The following is a 25,720-nucleotide window of genomic DNA, read 5'->3' as shown; positions in this document are numbered from 1 at the left end:
ATACGCTCCTATCGTCGGTGATGGTGTGTTATCTAGTTACTAGTCGGGCTGCTTTTGTGGGTCGTACCTGACCACCGGAAGAAAACAGCCCCGTAGCGCCCAACAAACGCATCAATGCGCTGTGGAGCACTACAGTTACCACCCTACCGCATGTTTGCGGTCGTTTGCATTCTTTTGAGGGTGGTGGCGGTGATTGGTCATTATTCGGGCTTCTCAATGTTTTATGCATCAAATATCTCTGCTCCCGCGGAGGTGCAGCGTATGCAGAATTTGTGCCATGGTTTAGCGTCTTCGACCATGGCTTTTAACTACGACCAAAGACACTAACCTATCGAAAACCTCTGTCTAAAAAGCAGGCGGCCCCGGACGCACACGCATCCGGGGCCGCTTGCTGCGGTTATTTACATTCGGTTATTAGTCCCATTCGCCGCGCAAAATCTGCTGAACGAATTTCTTGGGCAGCCAGAAGGAGTGCTTCGTGATGCGGCTACCGTCGGGTAACTCGTCGGTATCCTTGAGCTTGCCTTTTCCGACAAACTCGCCAGGTTTAACTTCGTAGTAGGTTTGGGAGGCGTGAACCTTCGTAAAGAGGTATTTGTTCACCTTGCTCTGCGGGAAGTTAGTGGAGACCTTAAAGCCATCCTCACCATTCGGCTTGACTGTTAGCTCAACACCTCGATTAATGATTTCCTTCGTCTCTTGCCATACCCTCATCAGTTCAGGCTCTAGGGGCTCAGGGAAACCCCAAAACTTAATCTGATCCAGGCAGAAATCACCGGATTCATTCTCTCGGAAAACAACGAACATGAATTTCCTTGAGAAAATCTCGGCGTAAATATGGGACTCTTCCCACTCCTCTTCCTTCGCCAGTTCAATAAAACGGTAGTTCTTAAAAGGAGAATCCTCTTTAGGGAGCCCGTTTTTATCAACACGAATAGCGCGAATATTCATGTTTGCCTTTTTAAATTCGGCAGTACTGTCAATATCCGAGGAAAGGCCTAGAATTTTCCTCACAAGAGTGCTGTTGCGGCCCTTGGCGTTAAAGTTAACGTCAAACTTCTTACAGAGTTCTTTCTCGCTCTGGCCCCGGTACTGCAGAAGCTTTTCTTCAATAATCTGGGTAAAAGGCTTAGAAGTGTCTTGTGCTGCGCGAGCGATACTCTCCTGTTCCTCCTGGCTGAAAACCTTGGTGCGGAGGAGAGTCGTCATGTAGCTACTCTTTAGCGACCAGGCGCGCCTATTGGCCAACTCAGGGCCATAGGGCTGAGTAGTGCGATCCTTGTCTTTACCGGCACCCTTGCGGCAGGTCGAAAGATACATGCTGTCAGATTCGGAAAGCTCGTGCGCGCGTCCCTCCAGGACTTTCTGGGTAATACGTTTATAGTCCTCGAGAATGGTCGGCATATCCTCTTCGGGCCAGTCGAAAAGGAAAAATTTATCGGTGATATTATTCAAAATATCGCGAGTCTTTTGATATTTATAAAACAGAAGCAAAATATTTTGGCACTTATGCCAAAGGTGCGTCTGATAAAAATCGTCTAGGTTTTCCTCATGAAAATTAAACATGCTGAGGACTAGGCGTTCTTTGGCGGAAATAGTGCCGTTCGCGTTCACTCGGTAAGGGGTCGTTTTGATTTCGACCCTTGCCGCGGGAATATCGGGGTCCGGGGAATTATTGGGGTCAATCCCATAGGACAGCTTTTCAACGAGGCTGCCGTAGATTCCCTTGGAGAGCTTGCTAATTTCCTTGTGAGTAGTCGTTGAGGGAGTGCCCTTTTTCTTATCCTCATAGGTCTTGTACTCGGAGTTCTGGTACTCCTCCAAGAGGTCATAGAGTGAGCGACCAACGAGATTCTCCGCTGTGTATTTGAGGATGCTATCAATGCTCGAATTGTCGTAATCGAAAAGGCCCATGGTCGGTGTTCCTTCCGGAAGTAGAGGGGTGGCGGCGGTGCTGTTTCTTGCTCTCATGCTACGTCAGATACGGCAGCTGCGCTCTTTAGGTCGTCACTGGCTTTTCCCGAATCCACTTGATCTGAATAGCTGTTCTATGTTATAGTATTAGTATTCGAATATATTTACAGAGGACTATAAGGACTACTGACTCATGGATCAGAAAACCACCAGCAGTAGCCAGCCTATCCGAGTTATCGAGCTTTTCGCCGGTGTAGGTGGCTTCCGCTTAGGATTTGAAGGCTATAACGCCAACTGCATGACCCTGCCCTCCGCGGGCCCCTTCACGACTGTCTGGGCGAACCAGTGGGAGCCCCCGGGAACGGTTGGCCGCCAGTTTGCGGCACGCTGCTATCAGGAACGTTTCGGTGAAGAAGCAAACCTCGAAAACCGCGACATCCACGCCGTACTTGATGACGTGGAGGCGGGCCTCTACGAAATTCCCGATGCTGACCTGCTCTGCGGTGGCTTCCCCTGCCAGGATTACTCGGTCACCAAGCCCCTTTCGCAGTCGCACGGCATTGAAGGTAAGAAGGGCGTGCTCTGGTGGGATATTCACCGAGCGCTCGAACTTAAGACCCCCAAATATGTTGTTCTGGAGAACGTTGACCGCCTGCTGAAGTCGCCCGCTAAGCAGCGAGGGCGCGACTTCGCCATTATGCTCTCCTGCTTCTACGCGCTCGGTTACAGCGTCGAATGGCGCGTTATCAACGCGGCAGAGTACGGCCACCCGCAGAAGCGTAAGCGCGTCTACATTTACGCTGAACACAACGCCCCCGAATGGGATTTGTCGCGCCGCATCACCCACACCGGTGTTTTGGCAGAAGCGTTCCCGGTCAAAACTGCAGAATCTGAGGGTCTTCTCTCCGTCTTCGAAGAGCTCAATGAGGCCGATGAGTTCACCATCTCCGATGACCCCTACTACGAGACGGAACACTTCGGAATCGGTGCTAAGACCTCACCCTTCCAGATTGCCGGTGTCATGCAGAACGGCACCGTGCTCACCAGCAAGGTAGAGCCCGATTACCGCGGCGAATTTAAGACGCTCGGTGACGTAGTTCTTCCTGACTCTGAGGTGCCGGAACAGTTCTTTATTGCCCCTGACAAGGTACCTTCTTGGGAGTACCTCAAGGGTGCGAAGAAGGAAAAGCGTATCAATAAGGCAAGCGGCTTTGAATACTTCTACACCGAAGGCTCAATGTCTTTCCCTGACCCGCTCGACCGCCCGGCGCGTACCATCCTGACCGGCGAAGGAGGCTCGGGAGCCTCCCGCTTCAAGCATGTTGTGATTGGTGATTCCGGTGCGTACCGCCGTCTCGTTCCCGATGAACTGGATCAGCTGCAGGGCTTCCCCCGCGGCTGGACTGACACCGGCATGAGTGACGGTAACCGTGCCTTCTGTATGGGTAACGCCCTCGTGGTGGGTATCCCGCACGAAATCGGTAAGGCTATCGCCCGCCGACACAACCAGTAAGACATAACCAGTAAAACGCATAGGAGGTGCAGTAGCCCGAAAGCTACTGCACCTCCTTTTGCATGCCCGGCGGCCTAAACCAGAGCAGGCCTAAACCAGCGCCTCATCAAGCCAGCTCAGACTTGAGCGGTGCTCATCCAACAGCTCAAGAGCTCGGTTAGGCAACTCAACCTTCAGGCGGGCACCCGCCAACGACTGATACTGCGTATTTCCCAAACCGGGGTGTAGAAGAAGAGTCCGCGAAGAGCTCACACCCACCAGCTCACTATCAAAGAGCTTATGCAGATCTTTGCGTAGAAGCAGACCCTCATCCACTCGGTGCTCACCCTCGCGCGCATAGCTGTACAGGTGTGCCGCATCCAGCGCCGCCGTATGGCAAGCGCCCGTAAACGCACACATGCTTCCGAAGCGGTTCAACAGCTCCTGACGGAACTGCGGCTGGCCATTGCGAGCCTTGACGGTGCGCATCGTAAAACCGCCGCGAGGATTCACGGGAATCCCGCGGGCCTCACCAAGATTGAGCTGGTGAATACCCGAAGTGTTCAGGCTTTCAAGCCAGGTGAGGACTTTCGCGGTATCGAGGGCAACAATGCTGTTCTGAGTGTTGTATTTGCCGGGTACGCTCAGCGCTTTGAAAGAATCCTTATCTGCTGCACCGATAAGCTCAGTCCAGGTATCACCGTAGTAGGCAATGAACCGCTGAACCTTCTCGGCTTTCTGCGGCGGATTCTTATGCAGACGCTGCTCGGGCTTGAGATTGTCTCTCCTCAGACACTTCCCATCGCAACGCCACAGCCCATCGGATTTGAAGGTGATGCGGCTGCTTCCACAGCGGGGGCAAAAAGTCATGACCTTATCAGCTTCGTATGACTCAATTTTTCGGATAACGGCTGATCCGAGAAGAATCGAATTATCTCGAATCAGCACGAAGTCGCCCTCTCGAACGTTCTTGTGGTTGGGAACTTTCGAGTCGTAGACATAACGGAATTCCAAGGCGTCATCGTAGACTTTGCCGCTGGCGGCGCTTCGGTTCTCTTCGTCGGGAACGGAACGTAGCAGCCACGCGTGGGGGAGCCGCATGTCAGTTGCGGCGTGTTTGCTCGGGAGGCTGAGGGTCGTCACCACGGACGGGAGAACGAGGTCCGGCAGTGAGGGCGTTGAGTTGTTGTCCATAGCAGCAGCCTAGCAGCACGGGCGGTTTGCTGCTGCTTGGGTGGTCACCGGTTCACGGGGGAGGGGTGGTGGAATCCTGTAATTACAAAAATCTTGGAGGCCCCCCATACGCCTTTCCTCGAAAAGCCACATGTGTTTCGAGAAGCCACGTAACATGTTGCTTTTCGAAACACATGTGGCTTCTCGGCGCATAAATTCGGTGCAAAGTTCGGCACCCGCATGCACAACTTTCACCAGCCACAATGCTATTGATTCGCATCACAGGCCGGCGTTCTTAGGTATCCTTGGGGTAACACTCAGACAGAAGCCCGCCCTCCACCTCGAAAGGGGCCGCATGAAAACCTTCTGGACTAACCTACCCCTCACCATCCGCGCGGCAGTCATCTTCTGCTACGCCTACGCCGCGGTGCGCATCCTCAACCTCTTCTCTGAGGCAGGCACCGCACCGCTGACCCCGCGCACGCTCCTTGACGGTGCCCTCACCGCCGCGCTCGTCGTCGGCGCTCTCGCCCTGTACCTGGGTAACGCGCTGGGTGCCGCTCTACGCGCCCGGCGAGAAGGCTACGAGCCCCGCCCGGTCGGCATCATCGTCGCCTACGCGCTTTTCGTGGCGGTGTGCACCTACCTTGTCTGCCGCCTCATCGCTTACACCGTGGAGGCGGGGCTCACCTGGCTTTTCCCGCCCGCCCTCGACTCGGTTCTGACCGCCGTGGGTATGGCTGTTCTTGGCGTGATTAACTATGTGCGCCTCGACCGAGCATATCCCGACCGCCGCAAAGACTAACCGGGGGAGCGGCCCCAAAAGAAATCCCTGTAATTACAAAAAATCTCCCGCACCGGGTGGAGCACACCTCCAAGGCATGCCCCCCAGTGCGGGAGATTTCTATATCAACGGAACGCCGCAACCTTCACGCTACAGCGCCGCGTGCACCTTACAGGCTCTGTGCCTGAATTGCGGTGATCGCAACGGTGTTGATGATGTCCTCAACGGTGGTACCGCGCGACAGGTCGTTCACGGGCTTACGCAGACCCTGCAGAACCGGGCCCACAGCGGCAGCACCCGAAGACTGCTGAACAGCCTTGTAGGTGTTGTTACCGGTGTTCAGGTCGGGGAAGACGAACACGGTAGCCTGACCAGCGACCTCGCTGCCGGGCAGCTTGGTCGACGCAATGGACATGTTCGATGCAGCGTCGTACTGAATCGGGCCCTCGACCGCGAAGTCGGGGTTCGATGCGCGCACGAGCTCGGTTGCCTCACGCACAACGTCCACGTCTGCGCCAGCGCCGGAGGTGCCGGTCGAGTAGGACAGCATAGCAACCTTGGGGGTCACGCCGAACTGGCGTGCAGTCTCCGCGGATGCCTTCGCGATGTCGGCCAGCTGCTCTGCGTTGGGGTTCGGGTTCACTGCACAGTCGCCGTAGACCAGAACGCGGTCTTCCATCAACATCAGGAAGACGGAGGACACGATCTTGGTGCCGGGGCGGGTCTTGATGAACTCGAGCGAGGGGCGGATGGTGTTCGCGGTGGTGTTCACAGCACCGGAAACCATGCCGTCTGCGATGCCCTTGTAGACGAGCATGGTGCCGAAGTACGAGGGGTCGGTCATGCGCTCGCGAGCAGCCTCGATGGTGACGCCCTTGTGTGCACGCAGCTCAGCGTAGGTTGCGGCGAAGTCCTCGGTGTACTCGTTGTTCTCGATGTCGATGATGCGGATCGAGCTGGGCAGTTCGATACCCTCAGCCTGGCAGATTTCTGCGATCTTTGCGGGGTTGCCGAGCAGGATCAGGTCGCAGAAGTCGCGGCGTGCAATGATCTCGGATGCGCGCAGGATACGCACGTCGTAACCCTCGGGCAGGACCACGGAGCGGCGGTTTGCGCGTGCGGTCTCGATGAGGTTGTGCAGGAAGCGCAGCGGGGTCATGGATGCGGGGCGCTCAATTTCGAGGCGTGCGAGCAGTTCGTCCTTGTTGACGTGCTCGTCCCAACCGCCCATTGCTGCTGCGAGCTTGCGCTGGTGGCCGCTTTCGAGGGCGCCACGGACGCGGGAGACTGCGCGTGCAGACTTGAAGGTGTCCTTGGTGGTGGACAGCACGGGGAACGGTGCGTTGTCGATGAGGGAGCCGACTGCGGTGTTCTTGCCGGGCAGTGCGTCCAGGCCGCCGGTGAGCAGCACGCCGGAGGGTGCCGGGAAGGTCGGTGCCAGTGCGGATGCGAGGGTTGCTGCAACGATGTCTGCACGGTCGCCGGGGACGATGACGAAGTCGCCGTCAACGAACTGGTTCAGGAAGTTGGAGACGTTCATTGCTGCGACCTTGATGCCGTGAATATCGCGGCTGAGGTCTTCTGCCTTGATGCCTTCGGTGTCGAGCTTGAGGGCTTCGGCAACTTCACCGACGGTGGGTGCGTTCAGTTCGGGGATTTCGGGCAGTACGTAGACGGGCAGGTTTGCATCGCCGCGCTTGACGGACTTCTCGATTTCGTCGCGCAGCTCGGGCTCGGCGCGGCCGACGATGATGGCGAGCAGGTCTGCCTTGGAGGCGAGCAGTTCGGTGCGTGCCACGTCAACGGCGGTGACTGCTTCTTCGACGGTTGCTTCCTGCGCACCGACGATAGCGACGACGGGCAGGCCCAGGTCGCGTGCAATCTGGACGTTCAGGTCGAACTCGACGGAGAGTGCGTTGGCGGGCAGGTAGACGCCGTCGACGATTACGACGTCGCTGTTTGCGGCGACCTTCTCGTAGGCGGAGACTGCGCGTGCAGAGATCTCTTCGGTGTCGCCTTCTGCGATGAGTGCGAGGGCGTCGGTCATGGAGACGGCGCCACCGACCTGCTCCTCAGCGAGGCCGAAGTGCTCGCGGATGAGGCGTGCGACGGGGTCGTCAGAGATGGTTGCGCCGTCGAAGACGGGGCGGAAGAAGCCGACGCGGTCTGCGCGCTTGATGAGGGAGTCTGCTAGGCCCAGGGCGACGAGGGACTTGCCCGAGTTCTGGGACATAGCGGAGAGGTAAAGACCGGTGGTCATAGTTTTACTTTCCTTCTATGCGGATGTTCGGCGCTGGGTCCCGCGGCTGCGCAGGGGTGTATATGCTCCTGTGCGCGGGTGCGTCGAGCTTATAGGTCATCTTCTATCTTAAGGCGTTGTGGGGGTGGTGCCTAACAGGGTGTGCGGTGCGCTGCGTCATGTGGGCGGGCTGTTCCTCTGTTTGGGTGTGCTGTTTAGGGGTTGAGGATGCGCGCGTACCGTACGCTGTGGCCGGGCGCCCAGATGCCGCGTGCCTCAAATTCGATGCTGTTGCGCTGGTAGCCGAGGTGCTCGTAGAAAGAGAGCGCTCGTTCGTTTTCAGCCATGACCCACAGGTAGGAGTTTTCGTCCGGGTAGATGACGGATTCGTAGAGTGCCTGCCCGAGCCCGGTGCCGTGCGTGTGGTTGAGCGTGTACAGGTGCGTGAGTTTGCGGGTGCCTGCGGGCAGCTCGGGCAGGGAGTCGGCGCGTTCGAGTTCCCAGGAGGACTGCTCGCACAGGGAGAGTGCCAGGCCGACCGGCTTATCCCAGTCAATCTGCGCGCCGATGGAGCAGGAGAGTCCGCCGTCGGGGGTCCAGCCGGGTACGTCGTAGGCGAAGAAGCCGCGCACGGTGGGGGAGGAGATGTGGCGGCGGAAGTCTTCGAGGTATTCGTTGCGTTCGGCGCGGTGGCGGTCGGTGAAGCTTTCCCCGAGCGCGTCGAAGTAGAGCGGGTCGTAGGTCTGCTCCATGCAGTCCAGCTGCAGGTTCACGTATTTTTCGGCGTCGGTCGGTTCAATCGGTGCGAGCGCGTAGCGGCCCTGACATACAAATCCCATGGGTTCTAGTCTACTCAGCCGGTTTCTGCGGAGGTGGGCTCCCGCGGGTGCGTACGCTAGGGGCGTGCGGGCTGTCAGCTTGGCTAGTCGGCTAGTCTAGTGGGTATGGCGAAAAAGAGCAGGACACCCAAGAAGACCCAAAAGGCGCAGAAAGCCCAGAAGCAGCAGAAGAACCGCATCGACGATACCGAGAACACCCCCGTGCAGGGTGCCGCCGCTGGCGTGTACCCGATTTCTACGGGTGAGGCGGAGCTGGTCCCCGACGGCTACCATGCTGACGGCTGGTTGCTGCTCATTAATGGTGTGCAGTCTTCCCACGTGATTGTGGGTGAGCCCCGCCAGCTGGATTTTGAGTACATGCGCTGGATCGCGGCGGTCGTCTCCTCGCACGTGGCCGAGCACCTGGACGCCGCGAAGCTGCGCATCACCCACCTGGGCGGCGGTGCGTGCTCGATGGCGCGCTATTTCGCCGACCTGTACCCGACGAGCCGCAACACGGTCGTTGAGCTGGATGCCAAGCTCGCCGAGTATGTGCGCGCCTGGTTCGACATTCCCAAGGCGCCGCGCGTGAAGATTCGCGTGGGCGAGGCGGGTGCCGTCACCGCGACCTTCGCGCCCGCATCCCGCGACGTGCTGATTCGTGACGTATTCGCCGGGGACACCACGCCCGAGGCGCTCACCACCGTCGAGTTCACCCGCACCGTCGCCGAGTCGCTGGCACCCGGTGGCCTGTACATCCTGAACTGCGGTGACGGGCCGGCGCTGACCGGTGCCCGCGCGGAGGCGTCCGCCCTGCTTGAGGTGTTCGAGTACGTGTGCATTGTGGCGGATTCGGCAATGTTGAAGGGCCGCCGCCGCGGCAACGTCATTATCGCCGGTTCGCACGCGCCCCTGCCGGAGGCTGGTTCCGTGCAGGCTGCCGCTATCGCCCGTGAGCTCATGGGTGGAGGTGTGCCCGCCCAGTACTGGGACACCGCGCGGGTGCGCCAGTTCGTGAGGTAGCGGTTTCAGCTGTTGCATGGGTTTTCAGTAATGACTTAAGTTTTTCGGTGATAGGTTAGTGACTTCGGTAGGGGCTTTTAACTACCGCCAAAGACCGTAACCTATAGCCCAATTCGGCGCCCCCTCCACGGCAGACGCTACTATAGTGGCATGCGATACACCTACCTTGGCCCCTCCGGCACCTTCACCGAATCCGCCCTGCTGAGCGTCCCCGGCGCAGCCGACGCCGAACGCATCCCCGCCACCAGCGTGCCTGACGCGCTCGCACGCCTGAACGCGGGCGAGGTGGACGCCGCCATGGTGCCCATCGAAAACTCTGTGGAGGGCGGCGTGAGTGCCACCCTGGATGCCATCGCAGCCAGCGAGGGTGTACGCATTATCCGTGAGGTGCTCGTGCCGATCCGCTTCGTGCTGGTCGCCGCGAAGCCCCTTAGCATCGAGGACGTCAAGACCATTTCCACCCACTCGCACGCCTGGGCGCAGGTGCGCGGCTGGGCTCAGGAAAACGTGCCCACCGCGGCGTACCTGCCCGGCTCCTCCACCGCGGCGGCGGCTGTCGGCCTGCTCGAAGAGGGTTGCACCTACGATGCGGCAATCTGCTCTCCGGCGCTGTTGAACTACCACCCGGAACTGCACGTACTGCAGGACAACATCGGCGACAACAAGAACGCCGTAACCCGCTTCGTGCTGCTCTCCCGCACCGCCGACATCCCCGAACCGACCGGCTCCGACAAGACCACTCTGACCGTGCCGCTGCCCGCCAACCGCGCCGGCGCCCTGCTCGAACTGCTCGAACAGTTCTCCGTGCGCGGCGTGAACCTCTCCCGCATCGAATCGCGCCCCACCGGCGAAGGTATGGGCTCCTACTCGTTCAGCATCGACGCCGACGGCCACATCTACGAGGCACGCATGCGCGATGCACTGCGCGGCCTGCACCGCGTCTCCCCGACGCTGAAATTCCTCGGCTCCTACCCGCGCGCCGACCACGAAAACACCGAGGTCGACGCCATCCACTCCGATGGCTCCTTCGACGCCGCACACGAATGGGTTGAGTCGCTCTTCCCGAACGGTCGCCCCGCACAGCTGCAGCGCCGCTAGACACCCCCGCACCTACCCGCGCCCCACCAGCGCAAACCCCGCCCACAACCCACCGCAAGATTAGGTAGGATAAAACAGTGATTGATATTAACCTCCTCCGCGAAAACCCCGACGTCTTCCGCGCCTCCCAGCGAGCACGCGGCAAGGACGAAACCCACGTCGACCGCATCCTCGAAGCCGACACCGCACGCCGCGCACTCATCGGCGAATACGAGACCCTGCGCGCCGAACAGAACGCCTTCGGCAAGACCGTCGCAAAGGCACCCAAGGAAGAAAAGCCCGCCCTCGTCGCACAGGCGAAGGAACTGGCAGCCCGCGTCAACGAAGCAAAGGCAGCCTCCGAAGCGAAAACCGCCGAATACGAGGAACTGATCAGCAGCATCGAAAACCTCATCATCGACGGCGTACCCGTCGGCGGCGAAGACGACTACGTAGTCGTCAAGAAGGTCGGCACCCCCCGCGACTTCACCACCGAAGGCTTCGAACCGCGCGACCACCTCGAAATCGGTGAACTCGTCGACGGTATCGACATGGCACGCGGCGCGAAGGTCTCCGGCGCACGCTTCTACTTCCTCAAGGGCCAGGTAGCACGCCTCGAACAGGCACTCATGTGGATGGCGCTCGACCTCGCAACCGAGCACGGCTTCACCATGATGACCACCCCCACCCTGGTACGCCCCGAAATCATGAACGGCACCGGCTTCAACGTCAAGCACGACGACGAAATCTACCGCCTCGAACGCGACGACCTGTACCTGGTCGGCACCTCCGAGGTGGCGCTCGCCGGCTACCACACCGACGAAATTCTCGACTTCGAGAAGGGCGCGAAGAAGTACCTGGGCTGGTCCTCCTGCTACCGCCGCGAGGCAGGCTCCGCAGGTAAGGACACCCGCGGCATCATTCGCGTGCACCAGTTCAACAAGGCTGAAATGTTCGTCTACTGCCCCGTCGAGCAGGCAGAAGAGATGCACGAGAAGCTGCTGTCCCTCGAAGAGGAAATGCTGCAGCGCTGCGGCCTCGCATACCGCGTGATTGACACCGCCGCAGGCGACCTGGGCACCTCCGCAGCCCGCAAGTTCGACTGCGAGGCGTGGGTCCCCACCCAGGGCACCTACCGTGAGCTGACCTCCACCTCGAACTGCACCACCTACCAGGCGCGCCGCCTGAACATTCGCGAGCGCACCCCGGACACCGTGGACGAGGCAGGCAACGTGCGTAAGGGCCGCACCCGCTCCGTAGCGACCCTGAACGGTACCCTGGCGACGACCCGCTGGGTGGTTGCCATCCTGGAGACTCACCAGCAGGCAGACGGTTCCGTTGTGATTCCTGAAGCACTCCGCCCGTACATGGGTGGCGCCGAGGTCATCCCGGCAGTAGCTGCTGAGTAATCTCACAACCAGCTGAAAAACCCGCTCACCGCGTAAACGGTGGGCGGGTTTTTGCGTATCCCGGTAGTCTAAGAACTATGCCTCTATACCGTAAACTCCTTGGTGTTTCTGCGGCGGCGGCTCTGACCGCCTCCGTCACTCGTGCCCGCCGTGAAGCGCGCCGACGCGCTATCGAACTGGGCGCGCCCTTCGGCGTTCTACCGACCCTGCCCACCGGTGAAGCGCAGCGCGTGGGCGTGGTGTACAACCCGAGCAAGCCCGGCGCTGCGGCGGCTATCGAGATTCTGGAACGTACCCTCGCGGCGAACGGCCACCCGCAGCCGCTGGTGCGCACCACCCGCGTGGACGAGCCCGGTTCCGGGGCTGCCCGCGAGCTGATTGCTGAGGGTGTTGACCTGCTGATTGCTGCCGGTGGTGACGGTACGGTGCGTGCTGTGGCGGCGGCGCTGGCGCATTATGAGGGGCGCAAGCCGCGCCTGGGTATTCTGCCGATGGGTACCGGTAACCTGCTGGCGCGTAACCTGTACATTCCGGTGAGTGACGTGGCGGCGTGCGTGAATATTGCGCTCAACGGTGCAGGTCAGAGCGTTGATGCGGTTGAGATGACGACGACGAGCACCCCCGGCGAAGAAACCGAACACACGTTCTTTGTAATGAGTGGTGCCGGCTTTGATGCGCTCGTCATGAATGATACGAACGAGGATATTAAGGCGAAGTTCGGCTGGGTTGCGTACGTGCAGTCCGGCATGAAGCATATGCTGGGCAGGTCGCATCCGGTGCGCATTAGCGTGGACGGTGGGGAGCCTCGCATTTTGCCGATGCGGTCGGTGCTGATCGCGAATTGTGGCCGCCTGCAGGGTGGTATTCGCCTGGCGGATATGACGGATGTGAATGACGGTAATCTTGAGGTGATTGTGGCGTCGCCGCGTGACCTGGTGGAGTGGGGGCTGCTGATGGCTAAGGTTACGCGCCGCACGATTTTGGGTTCGCCGCGCGTTGAGTTGCCGGTGATTCGCCACCTGGTGGGGTCTGAGGTGGTGTTGGAGTTCCCGGATGGTGCGCAGCCGGTTGAGGTGGATGGTGACCCGGCACCGTCGGCGTACCGTATTAGCGCACGTGTGCTGCCTGCCGCCGTGGAGGTGGCGGTCCACCCGGACGTGCTCTAAACGTATAAACGCGGTGGGGTATGACCTATTGAAAGGTCGTGCCCCACCGCGTATTTTCGGGTCTACCGGTTTTTAGTTTTTAGGCTTCCCAGGTGATGAACTCGTCCGGGTCTGCGGAGCTAAAGCTCGGCAGAGTAGAAGGTACCCAATAGCGCCAGTCACCGTCGTGCCATTCCATCACTACGTCCCAGCTACGGTATTCACCCGAGGGAATCTGAAAGAGTAGACGCATAGTCGCGCGCTCCGGGGTGTAGGAGATATAGCGGTAGCCAGCAATGCGCGTTACAGTACGTGTCTTAGTATCCTTGAGGCGGTTCTGACGTGCTTTATCAGCACCTGGACCGACGACAGTCGGCATGTAAGCTTCCGGAGCCTCATTAATCTCGATGGTTGCCCACATAGCAGCGTAGAGCGCACCCTCAGCAGAATGCTCAAAGCAACTACGAATCGGCGAGTTTGCTACCGGGCCTGCGGTCTTCGATACCGGTCCAGTCCAACCTACATCAGTGGTCACCCAGGAGGTGCCCTTGGGGGCGGCGTCCAGTACCGACTGGTCGTCTGAGGCGCCAGCGCCGCAGGTGCCTGCCGCTACCGTTGAGGTGGCCTTCGACTGAGCCGCACCGTTCGAGCCGCCCGCGGCGGAGGTGTTGGAATTATCGCCGCCGCGCGGAATCAGCACGATGACCAGTACAACGAGCAGGGCGACGACAGCTGCTGCCAGTCCGAAAGCCCAGCGGGGGATAGTGACTCCACCCTTGTTCTCCATAACAATCTCCAAAATACGTAGACCCCGCAATTTCGGGGCGCGACAAACCCACCCCCCAGCAGGAGGGCAGAGATTGAATGAGTGATGAGAAACTATGCGGTGCCGCAGGAAAAAGCGTCTGATCCAGAACACAACATCGAGGACTGCAAGACGCAAAAACACGGCGGCACGTATTTATCGGTGTCAAAAGATACCCTATCATGCCTACAGATATCCTGCAGGCGCTCGCCCTGAGCTACCATGATATGAGCTGGACTGCACGAAAAACACCGAATTTCTACCGATAATCCGGTGCCAAACCATGCACCCGCTATGCGTCAACGCCCGACGCAGACACCAACCGCAGGCGGTCGCAACGCTACACTGCCCCGCCTAGACACATCACACCGATACATAGAACCGTTCATCAGAGAAAGCCCCTCTCCATGACCCGCAAAATCACTGCTGCCGCCGCTGTACTTGCCCTGCTCGCCACCGGTTGCTCTGCTAGCACCGATAGCTCCGCACCGGGCGGAACCCTCATCACCGGCGGAACCTCTACCGCCACCAGCACCCCCACCCCCAGCTCTACTACTCCTGCACCCGCAACCACCACCGCAGGTCGCACCCCCACCGTCACCGAGGTGACCGCCTCCCCGAGCGCGACGGAAAGCACCACCGCGGCATCCACCACTGCGGCAACGACCCCGACCCCGACCGTGAGCCTTGACCCCTCACCCCTGGCGGGAACCGGTGGTGGACCCCAGCAGCCCTCCAGCGTTCCCATCCTCAACAGCATCACTGACGAAGACCGTGGTCGCGCGCTTGAAACCGCGAAAGCAATTGTTGCTGCATACACTAGCGGCAAGCCGTACAAGGAATGGTCTGAAGAGCTCTACCCGATGGTCGATCCCGAAGTGCAGAATGAGTACGGCCCTAAATCGCGTATTGACCTTTTGAAAGGAACCGTAATCAGCGCTGAACTGGTCGATGACCCGACCCTGAAAGTTCCTGGTGGGGACAACCCCTACTGGCTTACGGTTAGCGTGCGAGTCGAGGGAAGCCTCAGCCCCGCCTACTACGTGCGTTTGCACCGCACTGCGGAGCGACCCAATAAGTGGAAGGCGTCTCATATCCTTGAGCCGCAGGGCTTCAACAGCTTTGTGAAGGAACGAATGAAGGAACAGAATAAGTAGAGCGGTGGGTGCGGCTTCCTGCTAGGATGCGCCCCTGCAGGGGTTTGAGTCGGGAGCCTACTGGCACCCTAACTACCTATTTATGACCTGAATTATGAAAAAAATCGCGGATTTTTTCACTATTTCCTGAAAATCAGAGGGGATAGTGAAAAAATTGGCGATTTTTTACACTATTTTTCTCGCCGTCCAGTCCGGTGCAGTTCTCGCTTCTAGACGCTGTGAGTCGGCAAAAATCCCATGTATCGGTTCTGTGGCTGTAGGGGAATTTATTTTCAAAATATTCTTGGGTACCCCAAAATACCCCCTTATCTTGTCAGGGGTATCCCCTATGGTCGTTATAAGAGATGTCCAAACAGGTTATCCCTATAGCTCGTGGAAGAGGAGGAAAGGCCATGGCTGAGAAAACCAGCACCGACGATGGTGCCCTGTACCGTGCCTATAAATTCCGCCTTGACCCCAACCAGGCACAAAAAGCTGAGCTGATGCGATGTGTAGGCGCAGCGCGCTGCACATTCAACCTTCTCAATGAATACAATCTTCAAATTCTCCGAAATGAACAGGAATATCGGAGAACCCGTGCCGCTGAAGGCATAGACTATGGGACTATCAACGGCGAGCTTAAGAAACTAGGCAAGAAAGATCCGGAATATAAATTCCTTGGACAAGCTGAGTATGAAAAGCGGTACCTAACCCCTGAGAAGCAACGTCATGAAGCTATCGCTCAGGCTATTGCTGACGGTGCTGACCCAGCTATTGTCTGGCCCGAAACTGAACGATTCACTGAGCCTTGGCTGCATACTATTGCTCGACGAGTCCTTGTTTCTGGGATAAAGAACGCTGATAAGGCGTGGGACAACTACAACAAATCCCGCATGAAGCAACGTGCCGGCGCCCGAATGGGCGTCCCTCGTCGTAAGCGTAAGGGCATCAGCCACGACTCTTTTACCGTCGACCGCGACCCACGTAAGGACGAAGTTGGAGCTTACGGCACCCCCTACAAGCAGGGCGAGCCTGAGTACGTGCGTCGTAAGGCACAGCTCAAGCGCCGTAGCATTAAGACCACCCCAACTATTGGGGACTACCGCCATGTGCGCCTCTCGCACCTGGGCGTTATTCGTACTCATAACACTACGAAGCCGCTGGTGAAGGCCGTGCGAGCTGGCGCGAATGTCAAATCCTACACTGTCTCCCGTGCCGCCAACCGGTGGTATGTCTCCATCCTCGTGGAGCTCACCCGCCCGTCTGCGACCCCTACCCGTGCGCAGCGTGCCGCTGGTGCCGTCGGTGTAGACCTGGGCGTACGATACCTCGCCGCGCTCTCTGACGAGCAGGCACCGCAGCGTTTCGCGCGGTACCCATCCTTGGAGTTCACTGGTGACGGTGTCCCCACCCTGGCAAACCCCCGCTGGGCACGTACCGCCGAGCGCCGCCTGGTACGCCTGCAGCGTGCCCTTGCGCGCGCTCAGAAGGGCTCTAACCGTCGTGCCCGTATTGTGAAGCAGATTGCACGGCACCACCACCTGGTAGCCTTGCGCCGTGAATCCGGTCTGCATCAGGTTTCTAAGCGCCTGACCACCGGGTACACCCTCATCGGGCTTGAAGACTTGGCTGTGGCGGGTATGACCGTCTCAGCTGCCGGTACCATCGAGGCACCAGGCAAAAACGTGCGCCAGAAGGCCGGTCTCAACCGCTCCATCCTCGACGCCGCTTTTAGTACACTGCGCCGTCAGCTGGAGTATAAGGCCAGCTGGTACGGCTCACGGGTACAGATTATTGACCGCTTCTTTGCATCCTCTCAGACGTGTAGCGCCTGCGGAGCACGAGCGAAAACCAAGCTCGACCTTCGCGTGCGTGTCTTTGAGTGCGCGGCCTGCGGTGTGCGGATTGATCGTGACGTAAACGCGGCACGTAATATCTGTGCGGAGGCTGTGCGGATGCATGAGGCGCAACTCGCCCCCGGCACGGGGGAGAGTCTAAACGGACGCGGAGTTGCTGACTCTGACACTACCGGTTCGGTGGTGTTGGAGGATGGGGCGTTGGATGCGTCAAGGCCAGCCGCCACGGGCGGCGGGTCACCGTAGGCGAGTAATCGTCTACTCATCCCCTTATATACGTGTGGAAACTGAATAATTTTTTTGGTCTTTGGCTGGGTATTGCGACTTGTGGCTGAGTGTGTTCCCCGTATGCGCGGGGATGAGCCCTGAATCAGTCCCGTACGCAGTGCGTAGGCGTTGTTTTCCCCGTATACGCGGGGGTGAGCTCGGCCGCCTGGGCAGGTACCTGCTGGTGACCCAGCGTTCCCCCGTATGTGCGGGGGTGAGCCCACCACCAGCAGCCCTATGTGACGGTTTAGAAGGCGTTCCCCATATGCGCGGGGGTGAGCCCGTTTGTCCCTTTGCTAAATGAGGGTGGCTGCTGCGTTCCCCGTATGCGCGGGGATGAGCCCATCGTGCACAATATCATCGCGTTGATCCGCATGTTTTCCCCGCATGAGCGGGGATAACTAGAGAGGTGCCGGGCTGCATGCTCCTCATTCTGCGTGCTTGCAGAAATGAGCTGGCATGTGCCTGGTTGCTAATCCTCCGGTAGCTTCTGACACCCCACCAAACCCGCGCCTCCTGCCCCGATGTCACCCCTAGTAAAAACCCCCGTTAAAAACACGGTCGGGGCCGTCTCGCACGCAGGCTCGAAAAGTGCGAGAATGGAACGAAAAGAAAACTACGAAAGAAGATACTTTCATGCTTATTCTCGTTGTGAACGCTGGTTCTTCCTCCCTGAAGTACCAGGTGCGTGACACCTCCCTGCCCGAGGCAGAGCAGATGCTGACCTCCGGCCTCGTCGAAAACATCGGCACCGACGTGGCCAACCACGAGGTCGCATTCGACATCATGTCCGAGAAGCTTGAGCCCGTCCTGCACGGCCGCGAGCTGCAGGCAGTCGGCCACCGCGTGGTGCAGGGTGCAGAGAAGTTCACCCACCCCACCCTGCTGACTGAAGAAGTTGTCCAGCAGATCGACGACCTCTCCCCGCTGGCACCGCTGCACAACCCCGCACACGTTCAGGGTATGCGCGCAGCAATGCACAAGTGGCCCTCCCTGCCGCAGGTCGCTATCTTCGACACCGCGTTCCACTCCACCATGCCCGAAGAAGCATGGCGCTACGCAATCCCCTACGACCTGGCTGACAAGTACAGCATCCGCCGCTACGGCTTCCACGGCACCAGCCACGAGTACGTCTCCCACGTTGCAGCTGACATGCTCGGCATTGCACGCGACGAGTTCAACGGCATTGTCGCACACCTCGGTAACGGTGCGTCCGTGACCGCTGTGAAGGGCGGCAAGTCCGTCGACACCTCCATGGGCTACACCCCGCTGGCCGGCCTGATCATGGGTACCCGCTCCGGCGACATCGACCCCTCGGCACTGACCACCATCCTGTCCCGTGAGGGCATTGACGGTGAACGCCTGGACACCATCCTCAACAAGGAGTCCGGTCTGCTCGCACTGGCTGGCTCCAACGACATGCGTAAGGTCGTTGAGGCTGCACAGTCCGGCGACGAGCGTGCACAGCTCGCACTGGACATGACCTCCTACCGCCTGATGAAGTACATTGGCGGCTACAACCTGGTTGTTGGCGGCGCGCAGGCACTGATCTTCACCGCTGGTATCGGTGAGAACTCCGGCGACTTCCGCAAGCTGGTCCTGGACCGCCTCGGCGCACTGGGCATCAAGTACAACGAGGAGGAGAACGCTAAGCGTTCCCCCGAGCCGCGCGTGATTTCCACCGAGGATTCCGCTATCAAGGTGCTGGTCATCCCCACCAACGAGGAGAAGGCTATCGCTGAGGCTACCGAGGAACTCGTCAAGAGCCTCTAAGCCCCACGCACCCCGCCGTGTAGGCGGCTCAGCGTAAAGTAATCCGCCGTGGTACCCATTCCGTATGGGTGTCGCGGCGGATTTCTTATGCCCGCGAGGCGGCGCGCTCCTTACGCTGTGGCGTGCTGTAGCGTCGCGAATGGGCATTCTATGAGAAAAAGCGCATTCACATTCACTAGTAAGTGCCCAAAAACGATAGAGTGGAATCAGATAACACTCGATACGAAGCGGACGAGACATGACTCAACCCCCTGAAAACCACCAGCAGCCCGGCGGGCAGTTCAACGCCCAGCCCGGCCAGCAGGCATTCCACGCCCCCGGTGAGCCCCTCCCGCAGGACCTCTCCGCCGGCTGGCTCCCCGAAGACGAACGCCAGAAGCCGGTCAGCCCCCTGCCCCAGCCGAAGCTCTTCGCCTACCAGTCGATGCTGCCGCCGAAGGTGCTGCACGCGCTGCGTCACCCCTCCGAAATTCCGTGGCTGGTCGCCGCCTACGCCGTCACCGCGGTCGGCTACATTGTGCTGTTCATGGCGCTGGCTGACCTGTTCAGCTCGATGATGCGTTACGTCTTCAGCTCAACCGGTGAAGGCTCGGTTCGAGTACCTTCCGGCAGCACCTCCGCAAGCCTGGAAGACCTGATTTTCCAGACGGTTGGTCTGCTCATCCTGGGCCCGATTGCCATCTTCATTGTTCGTGCAATCTACTACGCACAGCAGCGTGTTCGCGGTGTGCGCATCACCCCGACCCAGTTCCCCGAGGCGTACCAGATGCTCGCCGAAGCAGCTGAGGCGGCAGGCCTGCGCCGCGTGCCGGATGCGTACGTTGTTCTCGGTAACGGCACCATGAACGCTTTCGCGGCAGGTCACGGCTTCCGCCGCTACATCTGCCTGTACTCCGACCTGTTCGAGATCGGCGGTAAGTCTCGTGATCCGCAGGCGCTGCGCTTCATCATTGGCCACGAGGTGGGCCACATCGCCGCAGGTCACGTCGGTTATTTCCGTCTGATTTTCACCACGCTGTTCAACCAGATTCCGGTGCTGTCGAGTGCGCTGTCCCGCTCGCAGGAGTACACCGCCGACAACTTCGGCTACCGCTTCTGCCCCGAGGGCGCTGAGGGTGCTGTCAAGGTGCTTGCGGCAGGTAAGTACCTGAACAAGCAGGTCAACTTCGATGAGCTTGCCGACCGTGCCGTGACCGACCGCGGTCTTGCCGTCTGGTACGTGAACCTGCTGGCAAGCCACCCCATCCTCACGTGGCGTGCGCACGCGCTGCGTGACCGCACCCAGCCGGGCCGCCTGTTCTGGCGCCCGACGGAGAACCCGGTCAAGGATGCCGCACCGCGCGTTCCTGTCCTGATCCCGGCGGCGGAGCCGGTGCACATGTGGCCTGACCCGATTCAGTCCACCGAGTTCATGCGTGAACACCAGGATGTTTGGGCAGACCACACCCTGGAAACCGTGGACGTGTACTCCAAGCCCGAGAACGCCCCCGCGTTCGATGCGAACTCTACGCTGTTCGCTGGCTGGCTCACCGAGCAGGCTCGCGCCTTCCACGGCCAGCGTTGGGATGCGTACGCTGCCGCCGGTGGCGCGCCGGCACCGGGTGCTCCCGGTGGCCCGCAGATGCCCGCACCGGGTCAGCCTGCGCCCAATCAGCCTGCCTACGGTCAGCAGCCCGGCTTCGGTCAGCCTCCCGCAGGCCAGAACAGTGCAACCCAGAACGGTGCAGGCCAGCCCGCCCCTGAGCAGCCCTCTAATGGCCAGCCTAACGGCCAGTCTTCTAATGGCCAGTCTGCTCCCGAGCAGTACGGTTACGGCCAGTACGGCAACAACTCCTCTGAGGGTGGCTCGTACGGTTACGGCTTCGACGGCGATAAGAAGTAGTTCCTGAGCTGTAGCTCCTGAGCTACAGACCCAAGAACCTTTGAGAACCCGTCGGGGTGCGTGAGGCGCCCCGGCGGGTTCTGCCGTTAACCGCCTCCTGCACGACCCCCAGGTGAGAAGGGGCGCCCGCCACTGCATCCGCCGCGTGCCGCGGTCATAGAATGGAAACCATGCTTTCATCACTTCGCTCCATCAAGCTTGACCCGCTACTGACCATGCTCATTAGCGCGGTTATCCTCGCGATTATTGTGCCGGCGCGCGGCGACTTCGCCGAATGGTTCAGCACCGGAACAAAGTTTGCGGTCGCCCTGCTGTTCTACCTGTACGGCGCTCGCCTCTCCACCGCGGAGGCTATTCGCGGCCTGACCCACTGGCGTCTGCACCTGATGATTCTGAGCTGCACGTTCGTGCTGTTCCCCCTGGTCGGTTTGGCGCTTTCACCGCTACGTCTTGTGCTCGGTGATGGGTTGTACATGGGCATTCTGTTCTTGACCTTTGTGCCCTCGACCGTGCAGGCGTCGATTGCGTTCACCTCGATTGCCGGCGGTAACGTGGCGGCGGCGATTGTGAGCGCCTCGCTCTCTTCGATTGTGGGTGTGGTGGCGACCCCGCTGCTCGCCATGATGCTGATGAACACGGGCCATATTGAGTTCTCCGGAACGGTCTTCCTGGACATTGCCATTCAGCTGTTCCTGCCGTTTGTGCTCGGTCAGCTGACGCGCCGCTGGGTGGGGGAGTTCGCCAAGAAGCCGACCACCAAGTGGTTGGATAAGTTCTCGGTCATGATGATTGTGTATTCGGCGTTCTCTGCCTCGGTGGTGCAGGGTGTGTGGACGCGCGTGGCGTGGTGGCAGATTGTGCTGCTGGTCGTGCTCATGGCGATTATTGTGGTGTTCATGCTGTGGCTGACCGACCAGCTGGCTAAGCGCCTGGGGTTCAACCGTGCCGACCGCATTACGATTCAGTTCTGCGGTTCGAAGAAGTCGCTGGCGGCTGGCCTGCCGATGGCGATCATTATTTTTGGTGCGGGCTCGCTGGGTCTGATGATGCTGCCAATCATGATTTTCCATCAGGTTCAGTTGATGATTTGTACCTGGCTTGCGGGCCGCTATGCGCGCTTGGATGTGGTGGGTGCCGCCTCCGCGAAGGAAGTTCAGTAGGGGCTTGAACCCTATCTGCCGGGGTGCTCGGCGGGTGCTATTGGGGGCCTCTGAGCCTGTGAGATAAGCCTCTGATGAGGGGTTTTAATGGGTTCTTTGGGACTGGATGACCTGTCTATGAAGTGATATAGCGCGCATTCATCGAAAAACTCTCTGACTAGTGCATATGCGTGCAAAATGTGGTATTAGTACTGGTCAGTTGGTTTTCTGTGGGTTATATGCACTCTATTGCATCAAAGTGACCGGCGAGACAATCAACACTATCGGGTGTTGAGCGGCGAAAAAGCCCCAATTTTGCCCTAGAATATTTTGTCGATGGGTTAGACAGATTTGCATCCTGTATGCAAGAATTTATGACTCATGTGGGAATGGTTGAGATTCACTCCCTCACACCGCCCACGAGCATTGATGCAGCGGATTCACTCCCCGCCCGCATCCCGCACCGGAAGAGACTCACTCACTCAACCGGAAGGAAGCTCAAAACCATTTATTCACTCAAACACAACTGGATACACTCAGCTTAATGACGCGCTTAGATTCCATCTATGCGCTAATCGCTGTCTGTATCCGCCAAGAAAGAGGACACTCCATGGCTACCATCATGAGCGTGAACGTATGCGATTCCAAGTACAACGCTGACCCCACCGGCGTACGAGACTCCACTAGTGCTATCCAGAAGGCTATCGATGATGTTGCTGCGCAGGGCGGCGGCTCCGTGGAGATTCCCGGCGGCATGTACCGCGTCTCCTACCCCTTCATCGAAATGAAGCACCGCGTCGAGATTTTCGGCCACGGTCAGGCAACCCGAATCGTCGCTTTCACTGACAAGAGCATCCCGTCGTCCAAGAATGGTAGCTACGAATGCACCGGCGTTTTCCACACCGGTAGCTACACCACCCCCATGAGCGGTGGCACCAACCAGAACAAGCCCATGCGTATGGGCGTGCGTGACCTGTTCATCCGCACCAACAAGTACAACCTGCCGCTGGATTCTAAGAGCAACCAGATTTTCCTGGAGAAGCACACCCAGCCCGTCGACAACGTTGCAGGCGTCATCTTCCACACCCGCATTGCGGACGCTAACCCCGGTGAGCCGGACGCAGTGCCCACCCTGTCCAACATCGAAATCTGGGACACCGCCATTGGCGTTGCGATCCTGGGCCTGGACGACCAGGGCATGAAGATTGACAAGCTGCGCATCCGCCAGACCCTGCGCCAGGGCCTGCTGGTCGGCAAGCCTGTCGGCCACCCGCTGCGCCCCCGCGAGGGTGACACCCCCGGCGCGGCAGATAACAAGTTCTCCATGATTGACGTCTCTGACGCAAACATGAGCTTCGGCACCTACGCGGGTATCGAGATTTACACTTCTCAGTCCAAGTTTGAGGCGTCCACCAGCTGGTTCAACAAGCGCAACCAGGGTAAGAACGCCCTGTACGAGGTGAAGACTCGCCACGTGGGCGCAGGCTGGTTCATTCAGGGCACCCGTAACATGTTCATTGGCTGCACCGCCCAGGAGAACGCCGGTCACGGCTGGCTCGTGGAGTGGGGCAACAACCAGTTCATTGGCTGCCTGGGTGAGTCCTCCAGCTTCCAGGACGCTGTTACTGGCGCTGCTCGAGGTGACGAGGCGGCGAACTGGTACATTGGCCGTAACGCACGCGGTAGCCGCTTCGTGGCTCCTCGTTCGCACAACCCTTACAGCTGGGCGAAGGCTTCCCTGTACGGTTTCTACATTGAGAACAACATTCGCGATATGCACATTACGACTGCGTCTGCGAAGGATGACCGTATTGGTGAGAACAACATGGTCGGCCGCCGTGTTCACGTGACCGGCGCTATGGGCGATAACGTGCTCATTGAGGTGGATCATATTCGCCACGCGACTTTCGCGCCGAAGCAGCTGGAGAAGCGCGGCAACGGCGTGTTCATGGGCTAACCCTCACGGGTTAGGTCCTGCGAGCTGAGGCTCGTGATCACAAAATCTTAAAACGCATACGTCTGAGGGGCGGGGAGTAATCCCCGCCCCTCGGCGTTTAACCCGCACCCAAAACAGCCGAAAAACTGTAGAAAAACGGGGTAGGGGAGCAGGCATCACAGTGCCCGGTCATCGCCTCCACACGCCCAATGCGGTACCCTTGAGCAGGGAGGCAGGTCTGCCGGTGCACAGGCCCGCACACGCCAAAACACCCGCAGAAATGCGCCCAACACGCCGCACCACACAAACTCAACACTGCACCCACGCAGCACCGTACTCACCGCATACTGCCGTATTCACTCAATTCACTCACCACGCCGCCTTCAGCACCGAACGCGGTACCCATCGAAAGAATTGAGCCCCTCATGCCCGATACGCCCATGAGCGTCAACGCCATCAACTACGGCGCAGACCCCACCGGTGCCAAAGACTCCACCGCAGCCATCCAGCGCGCCGTTGACGCTGTCGCCGCACGCGGCGGCGGATCCGTAGAACTACCCCGCGGCATCTACCGCGTCTCCTACCCTTTCATCGACATCAAGCACCGCGTCGAAATCTTCGGCTACGGCTCCTCAACCGTCGTCATCGCGCACTCCGACCGCGCCATCCCCACCACCGCCAACGGCCACACCGAATACACCGGCGTGTTCCACGTCGGCAGCTACACCACCCCCGTCTACGGCAACTACAACGCCAACAAGCCCATGCGTATGGGCGTACGCAACCTGCACATCCGCACTAATGCCGCAAATACCCCCATCAGTAGCTACCCGCTCGATGCGCACACTGCCCCGCTGAATAACGTCGCCGGCGTCATCTTCCACACCCACCTGACCGGCGACATGCTCAACGAACCGGACATCGTGCCCGTTATCGCCGGCGTGGAAGTCTGGGACACCGCCATCGGCGTCGCCGTACTCGGTCTGGATGACCAGGGCATGAAAATTGACGACGTGACCATCCGCCGCACCCTCAACCAGGGCCTGCTGCTCGGCAAACCCGCCGGCCACCCCCGCCGCCCCAATGAAGGACAGAACTCCGGCGCGGCAGACAACAAGCTGCGCGGTATCGACGTTGCCGAGGCGAATCTCAGCGGCGGCTCCTACGCCGGTATCGAGGTGTACGCGGCGCAGGCTAAGTTCGAGAACTGCTCCAGCAACAGCAACCACCGCACCAGCAACAAGAACGCCCTCTACGAGCCCGCCACCCGCCACGCCGGCGCAGGCTGGATCGTGCAGGGTGAACGCAACATGTTCATCGGCTGCACCGCACGCTCCAACGCGGGCCACGGCTGGATTGTTGAGTGGGCGCACAACATCTTTATCGGATGCGAAGCGGAAGGCTCCAGCTGGGCTGGCACCGTCAGCGGTGCCGCAGGTGCTGACGAGGCCGCCAACTGGTACATCAGCCGTAACGCGCGCGGTACCCGCATGGTTGCGCCCGTCTCCTACAACCCGCCGGAGAAGCCTGCCTCCCTGTACGGCTTCTACATTGAAAACAAGATTTACGACCTGCGCATCACCGAAGGCACCGCCAAGGACGACCGCATCGGTGAGGGTAATATGCTCGGCCGCCGCGTGTACGTTACCGGCGCAATTGGCGCGAACGTGGTTATTGAGGTTGAGGAGCTGCGCCACTCCACCTCGCCCGCCGGTCAGCTCACCAAGGAAGCCTATAACGTGATGCGCGGCTAGTAGAGGCTAGTAGACACGCCCGAACCGGTCCAGGACTTTCCTGTGAATCGTGAGGGAGGCGCGTGTGCCCTAGTGGGCGCGTTATACCGCTATATATC

18 protein-coding genes are annotated in these 25,720 nt (G+C 59.6%); 13 read left to right on the top strand and 5 right to left on the bottom strand.

The genetic code is table 11. The features are described from left to right. Positions 1–414: 414 nt before the first annotated feature. Entirely contained in the window at positions 415–1,914 is a 1,500-nt protein-coding gene (locus HMPREF2682_RS06110; RefSeq protein ID WP_070832333.1) for a Sau3AI family type II restriction endonuclease, read from the bottom strand. A 193-nt stretch (positions 1,915–2,107) separates the two neighbouring features. Here HMPREF2682_RS06110 and dcm point away from each other — a divergent pair, with 193 nt between their 5' ends. Then, positions 2,108–3,427, top strand: a complete 1,320-nt coding sequence (dcm, locus tag HMPREF2682_RS06105; RefSeq protein WP_070832330.1) for a DNA (cytosine-5-)-methyltransferase — start codon at positions 2,108–2,110, stop codon at positions 3,425–3,427. A 90-nt stretch (positions 3,428–3,517) separates the two neighbouring features. On the opposite strand, the gene HMPREF2682_RS06100 is transcribed toward dcm, so the two are convergent. Continuing rightward, positions 3,518–4,507, bottom strand: a complete 990-nt coding sequence (locus tag HMPREF2682_RS06100) for an HNH endonuclease (protein ID WP_246823482.1) — start codon at positions 4,505–4,507, stop codon at positions 3,518–3,520. 427 nt (positions 4,508–4,934) lie between these two features. Here HMPREF2682_RS06100 and HMPREF2682_RS06095 point away from each other — a divergent pair, with 427 nt between their 5' ends. Further along, positions 4,935–5,384, top strand: a complete 450-nt coding sequence (locus HMPREF2682_RS06095) for a hypothetical protein (RefSeq protein ID WP_070832328.1) — start codon at positions 4,935–4,937, stop codon at positions 5,382–5,384. Between the two features lie 148 nt (positions 5,385–5,532). Here the strand turns inward: HMPREF2682_RS06095 and pta are convergent, their stop codons facing one another. Both pta and HMPREF2682_RS06085 read right to left on the bottom strand, forming a co-directional pair. Next, positions 5,533–7,623 (bottom strand): phosphate acetyltransferase, encoded by a 2,091-nt coding sequence (gene pta / locus HMPREF2682_RS06090; protein ID WP_070832325.1) that lies wholly within the window; start codon positions 7,621–7,623, stop codon positions 5,533–5,535. A gap of 194 nt (positions 7,624–7,817) precedes the next feature. After that, a complete protein-coding gene (locus tag HMPREF2682_RS06085; RefSeq protein WP_070832322.1) occupies positions 7,818–8,441 on the bottom strand; it encodes a GNAT family N-acetyltransferase in 624 nt (207 codons plus the stop codon). A 105-nt stretch (positions 8,442–8,546) separates the two neighbouring features. Here HMPREF2682_RS06085 and HMPREF2682_RS06080 point away from each other — a divergent pair, with 105 nt between their 5' ends. The 4 genes from HMPREF2682_RS06080 to HMPREF2682_RS06065 all read left to right on the top strand — a co-directional run bounded on the left by HMPREF2682_RS06080 (position 8,547) and on the right by HMPREF2682_RS06065 (position 13,095). Continuing rightward, complete coding sequence (locus HMPREF2682_RS06080; RefSeq protein WP_070832318.1) at positions 8,547–9,443, top strand: spermidine synthase; 897 nt, start codon at positions 8,547–8,549, stop codon at positions 9,441–9,443. Positions 9,444–9,593: 150 nt separating this feature from the next. Next, positions 9,594–10,541: a prephenate dehydratase gene (pheA, locus tag HMPREF2682_RS06075; protein WP_070832315.1), complete on the top strand. Its 948-nt coding sequence runs from the start codon at positions 9,594–9,596 to the stop codon at positions 10,539–10,541. Positions 10,542–10,618: 77 nt separating this feature from the next. Continuing rightward, positions 10,619–11,929: a serine--tRNA ligase gene (serS, locus tag HMPREF2682_RS06070; RefSeq protein ID WP_070832313.1), complete on the top strand. Its 1,311-nt coding sequence runs from the start codon at positions 10,619–10,621 to the stop codon at positions 11,927–11,929. 77 nt (positions 11,930–12,006) lie between these two features. Further along, positions 12,007–13,095: a diacylglycerol/lipid kinase family protein gene (locus HMPREF2682_RS06065; protein ID WP_070832310.1), complete on the top strand. Its 1,089-nt coding sequence runs from the start codon at positions 12,007–12,009 to the stop codon at positions 13,093–13,095. A 79-nt stretch (positions 13,096–13,174) separates the two neighbouring features. Here HMPREF2682_RS06065 and HMPREF2682_RS06060 read toward each other — a convergent pair whose 3' ends face one another. Continuing rightward, positions 13,175–13,861 (bottom strand): DUF8175 domain-containg protein, encoded by a 687-nt coding sequence (locus HMPREF2682_RS06060; RefSeq protein WP_070832307.1) that lies wholly within the window; start codon positions 13,859–13,861, stop codon positions 13,175–13,177. A gap of 425 nt (positions 13,862–14,286) precedes the next feature. On the opposite strand from HMPREF2682_RS06060, the gene HMPREF2682_RS06055 reads away from it, so the two are divergent. From HMPREF2682_RS06055 to HMPREF2682_RS06025, 7 genes are all read left to right on the top strand, one after another. Beyond that, positions 14,287–15,036: a carbonic anhydrase gene (locus HMPREF2682_RS06055; protein ID WP_070832305.1), complete on the top strand. Its 750-nt coding sequence runs from the start codon at positions 14,287–14,289 to the stop codon at positions 15,034–15,036. 344 nt (positions 15,037–15,380) lie between these two features. Continuing rightward, positions 15,381–17,117, top strand: coding sequence for an RNA-guided endonuclease InsQ/TnpB family protein (locus tag HMPREF2682_RS06050; protein WP_083321765.1), 1,737 nt, complete (start codon positions 15,381–15,383; stop codon positions 17,115–17,117). Positions 17,118–17,774: 657 nt separating this feature from the next. After that, on the top strand, positions 17,775–18,911 hold the full coding sequence (locus HMPREF2682_RS06045) for an acetate/propionate family kinase (protein WP_070832300.1): 1,137 nt from the start codon (positions 17,775–17,777) through the stop codon (positions 18,909–18,911). Between the two features lie 238 nt (positions 18,912–19,149). Beyond that, positions 19,150–20,793, top strand: a complete 1,644-nt coding sequence (locus tag HMPREF2682_RS06040; protein ID WP_070832297.1) for a M48 family metallopeptidase — start codon at positions 19,150–19,152, stop codon at positions 20,791–20,793. A 161-nt stretch (positions 20,794–20,954) separates the two neighbouring features. Further along, positions 20,955–21,953, top strand: a complete 999-nt coding sequence (locus tag HMPREF2682_RS06035; RefSeq protein WP_371440898.1) for a bile acid:sodium symporter family protein — start codon at positions 20,955–20,957, stop codon at positions 21,951–21,953. A 589-nt stretch (positions 21,954–22,542) separates the two neighbouring features. Continuing rightward, the gene (locus HMPREF2682_RS06030) at positions 22,543–23,889 is read left to right on the top strand and encodes a glycosyl hydrolase family 28-related protein (RefSeq protein WP_070604924.1); all 1,347 of its coding nucleotides are present in this window, start codon (positions 22,543–22,545) and stop codon (positions 23,887–23,889) included. A 404-nt stretch (positions 23,890–24,293) separates the two neighbouring features. Then, positions 24,294–25,622: a glycosyl hydrolase family 28-related protein gene (locus tag HMPREF2682_RS06025; protein ID WP_070832295.1), complete on the top strand. Its 1,329-nt coding sequence runs from the start codon at positions 24,294–24,296 to the stop codon at positions 25,620–25,622. The last annotated feature ends 98 nt before the right edge of the window (positions 25,623–25,720 follow it).

Origin of the sequence: Rothia sp. HMSC061D12 (genome assembly GCF_001836735.1) — a bacterium.
Taxonomy (GTDB): domain Bacteria; phylum Actinomycetota; class Actinomycetes; order Actinomycetales; family Micrococcaceae; genus Rothia.
This window is presented reverse-complemented; position numbering and strand designations above follow the sequence as displayed.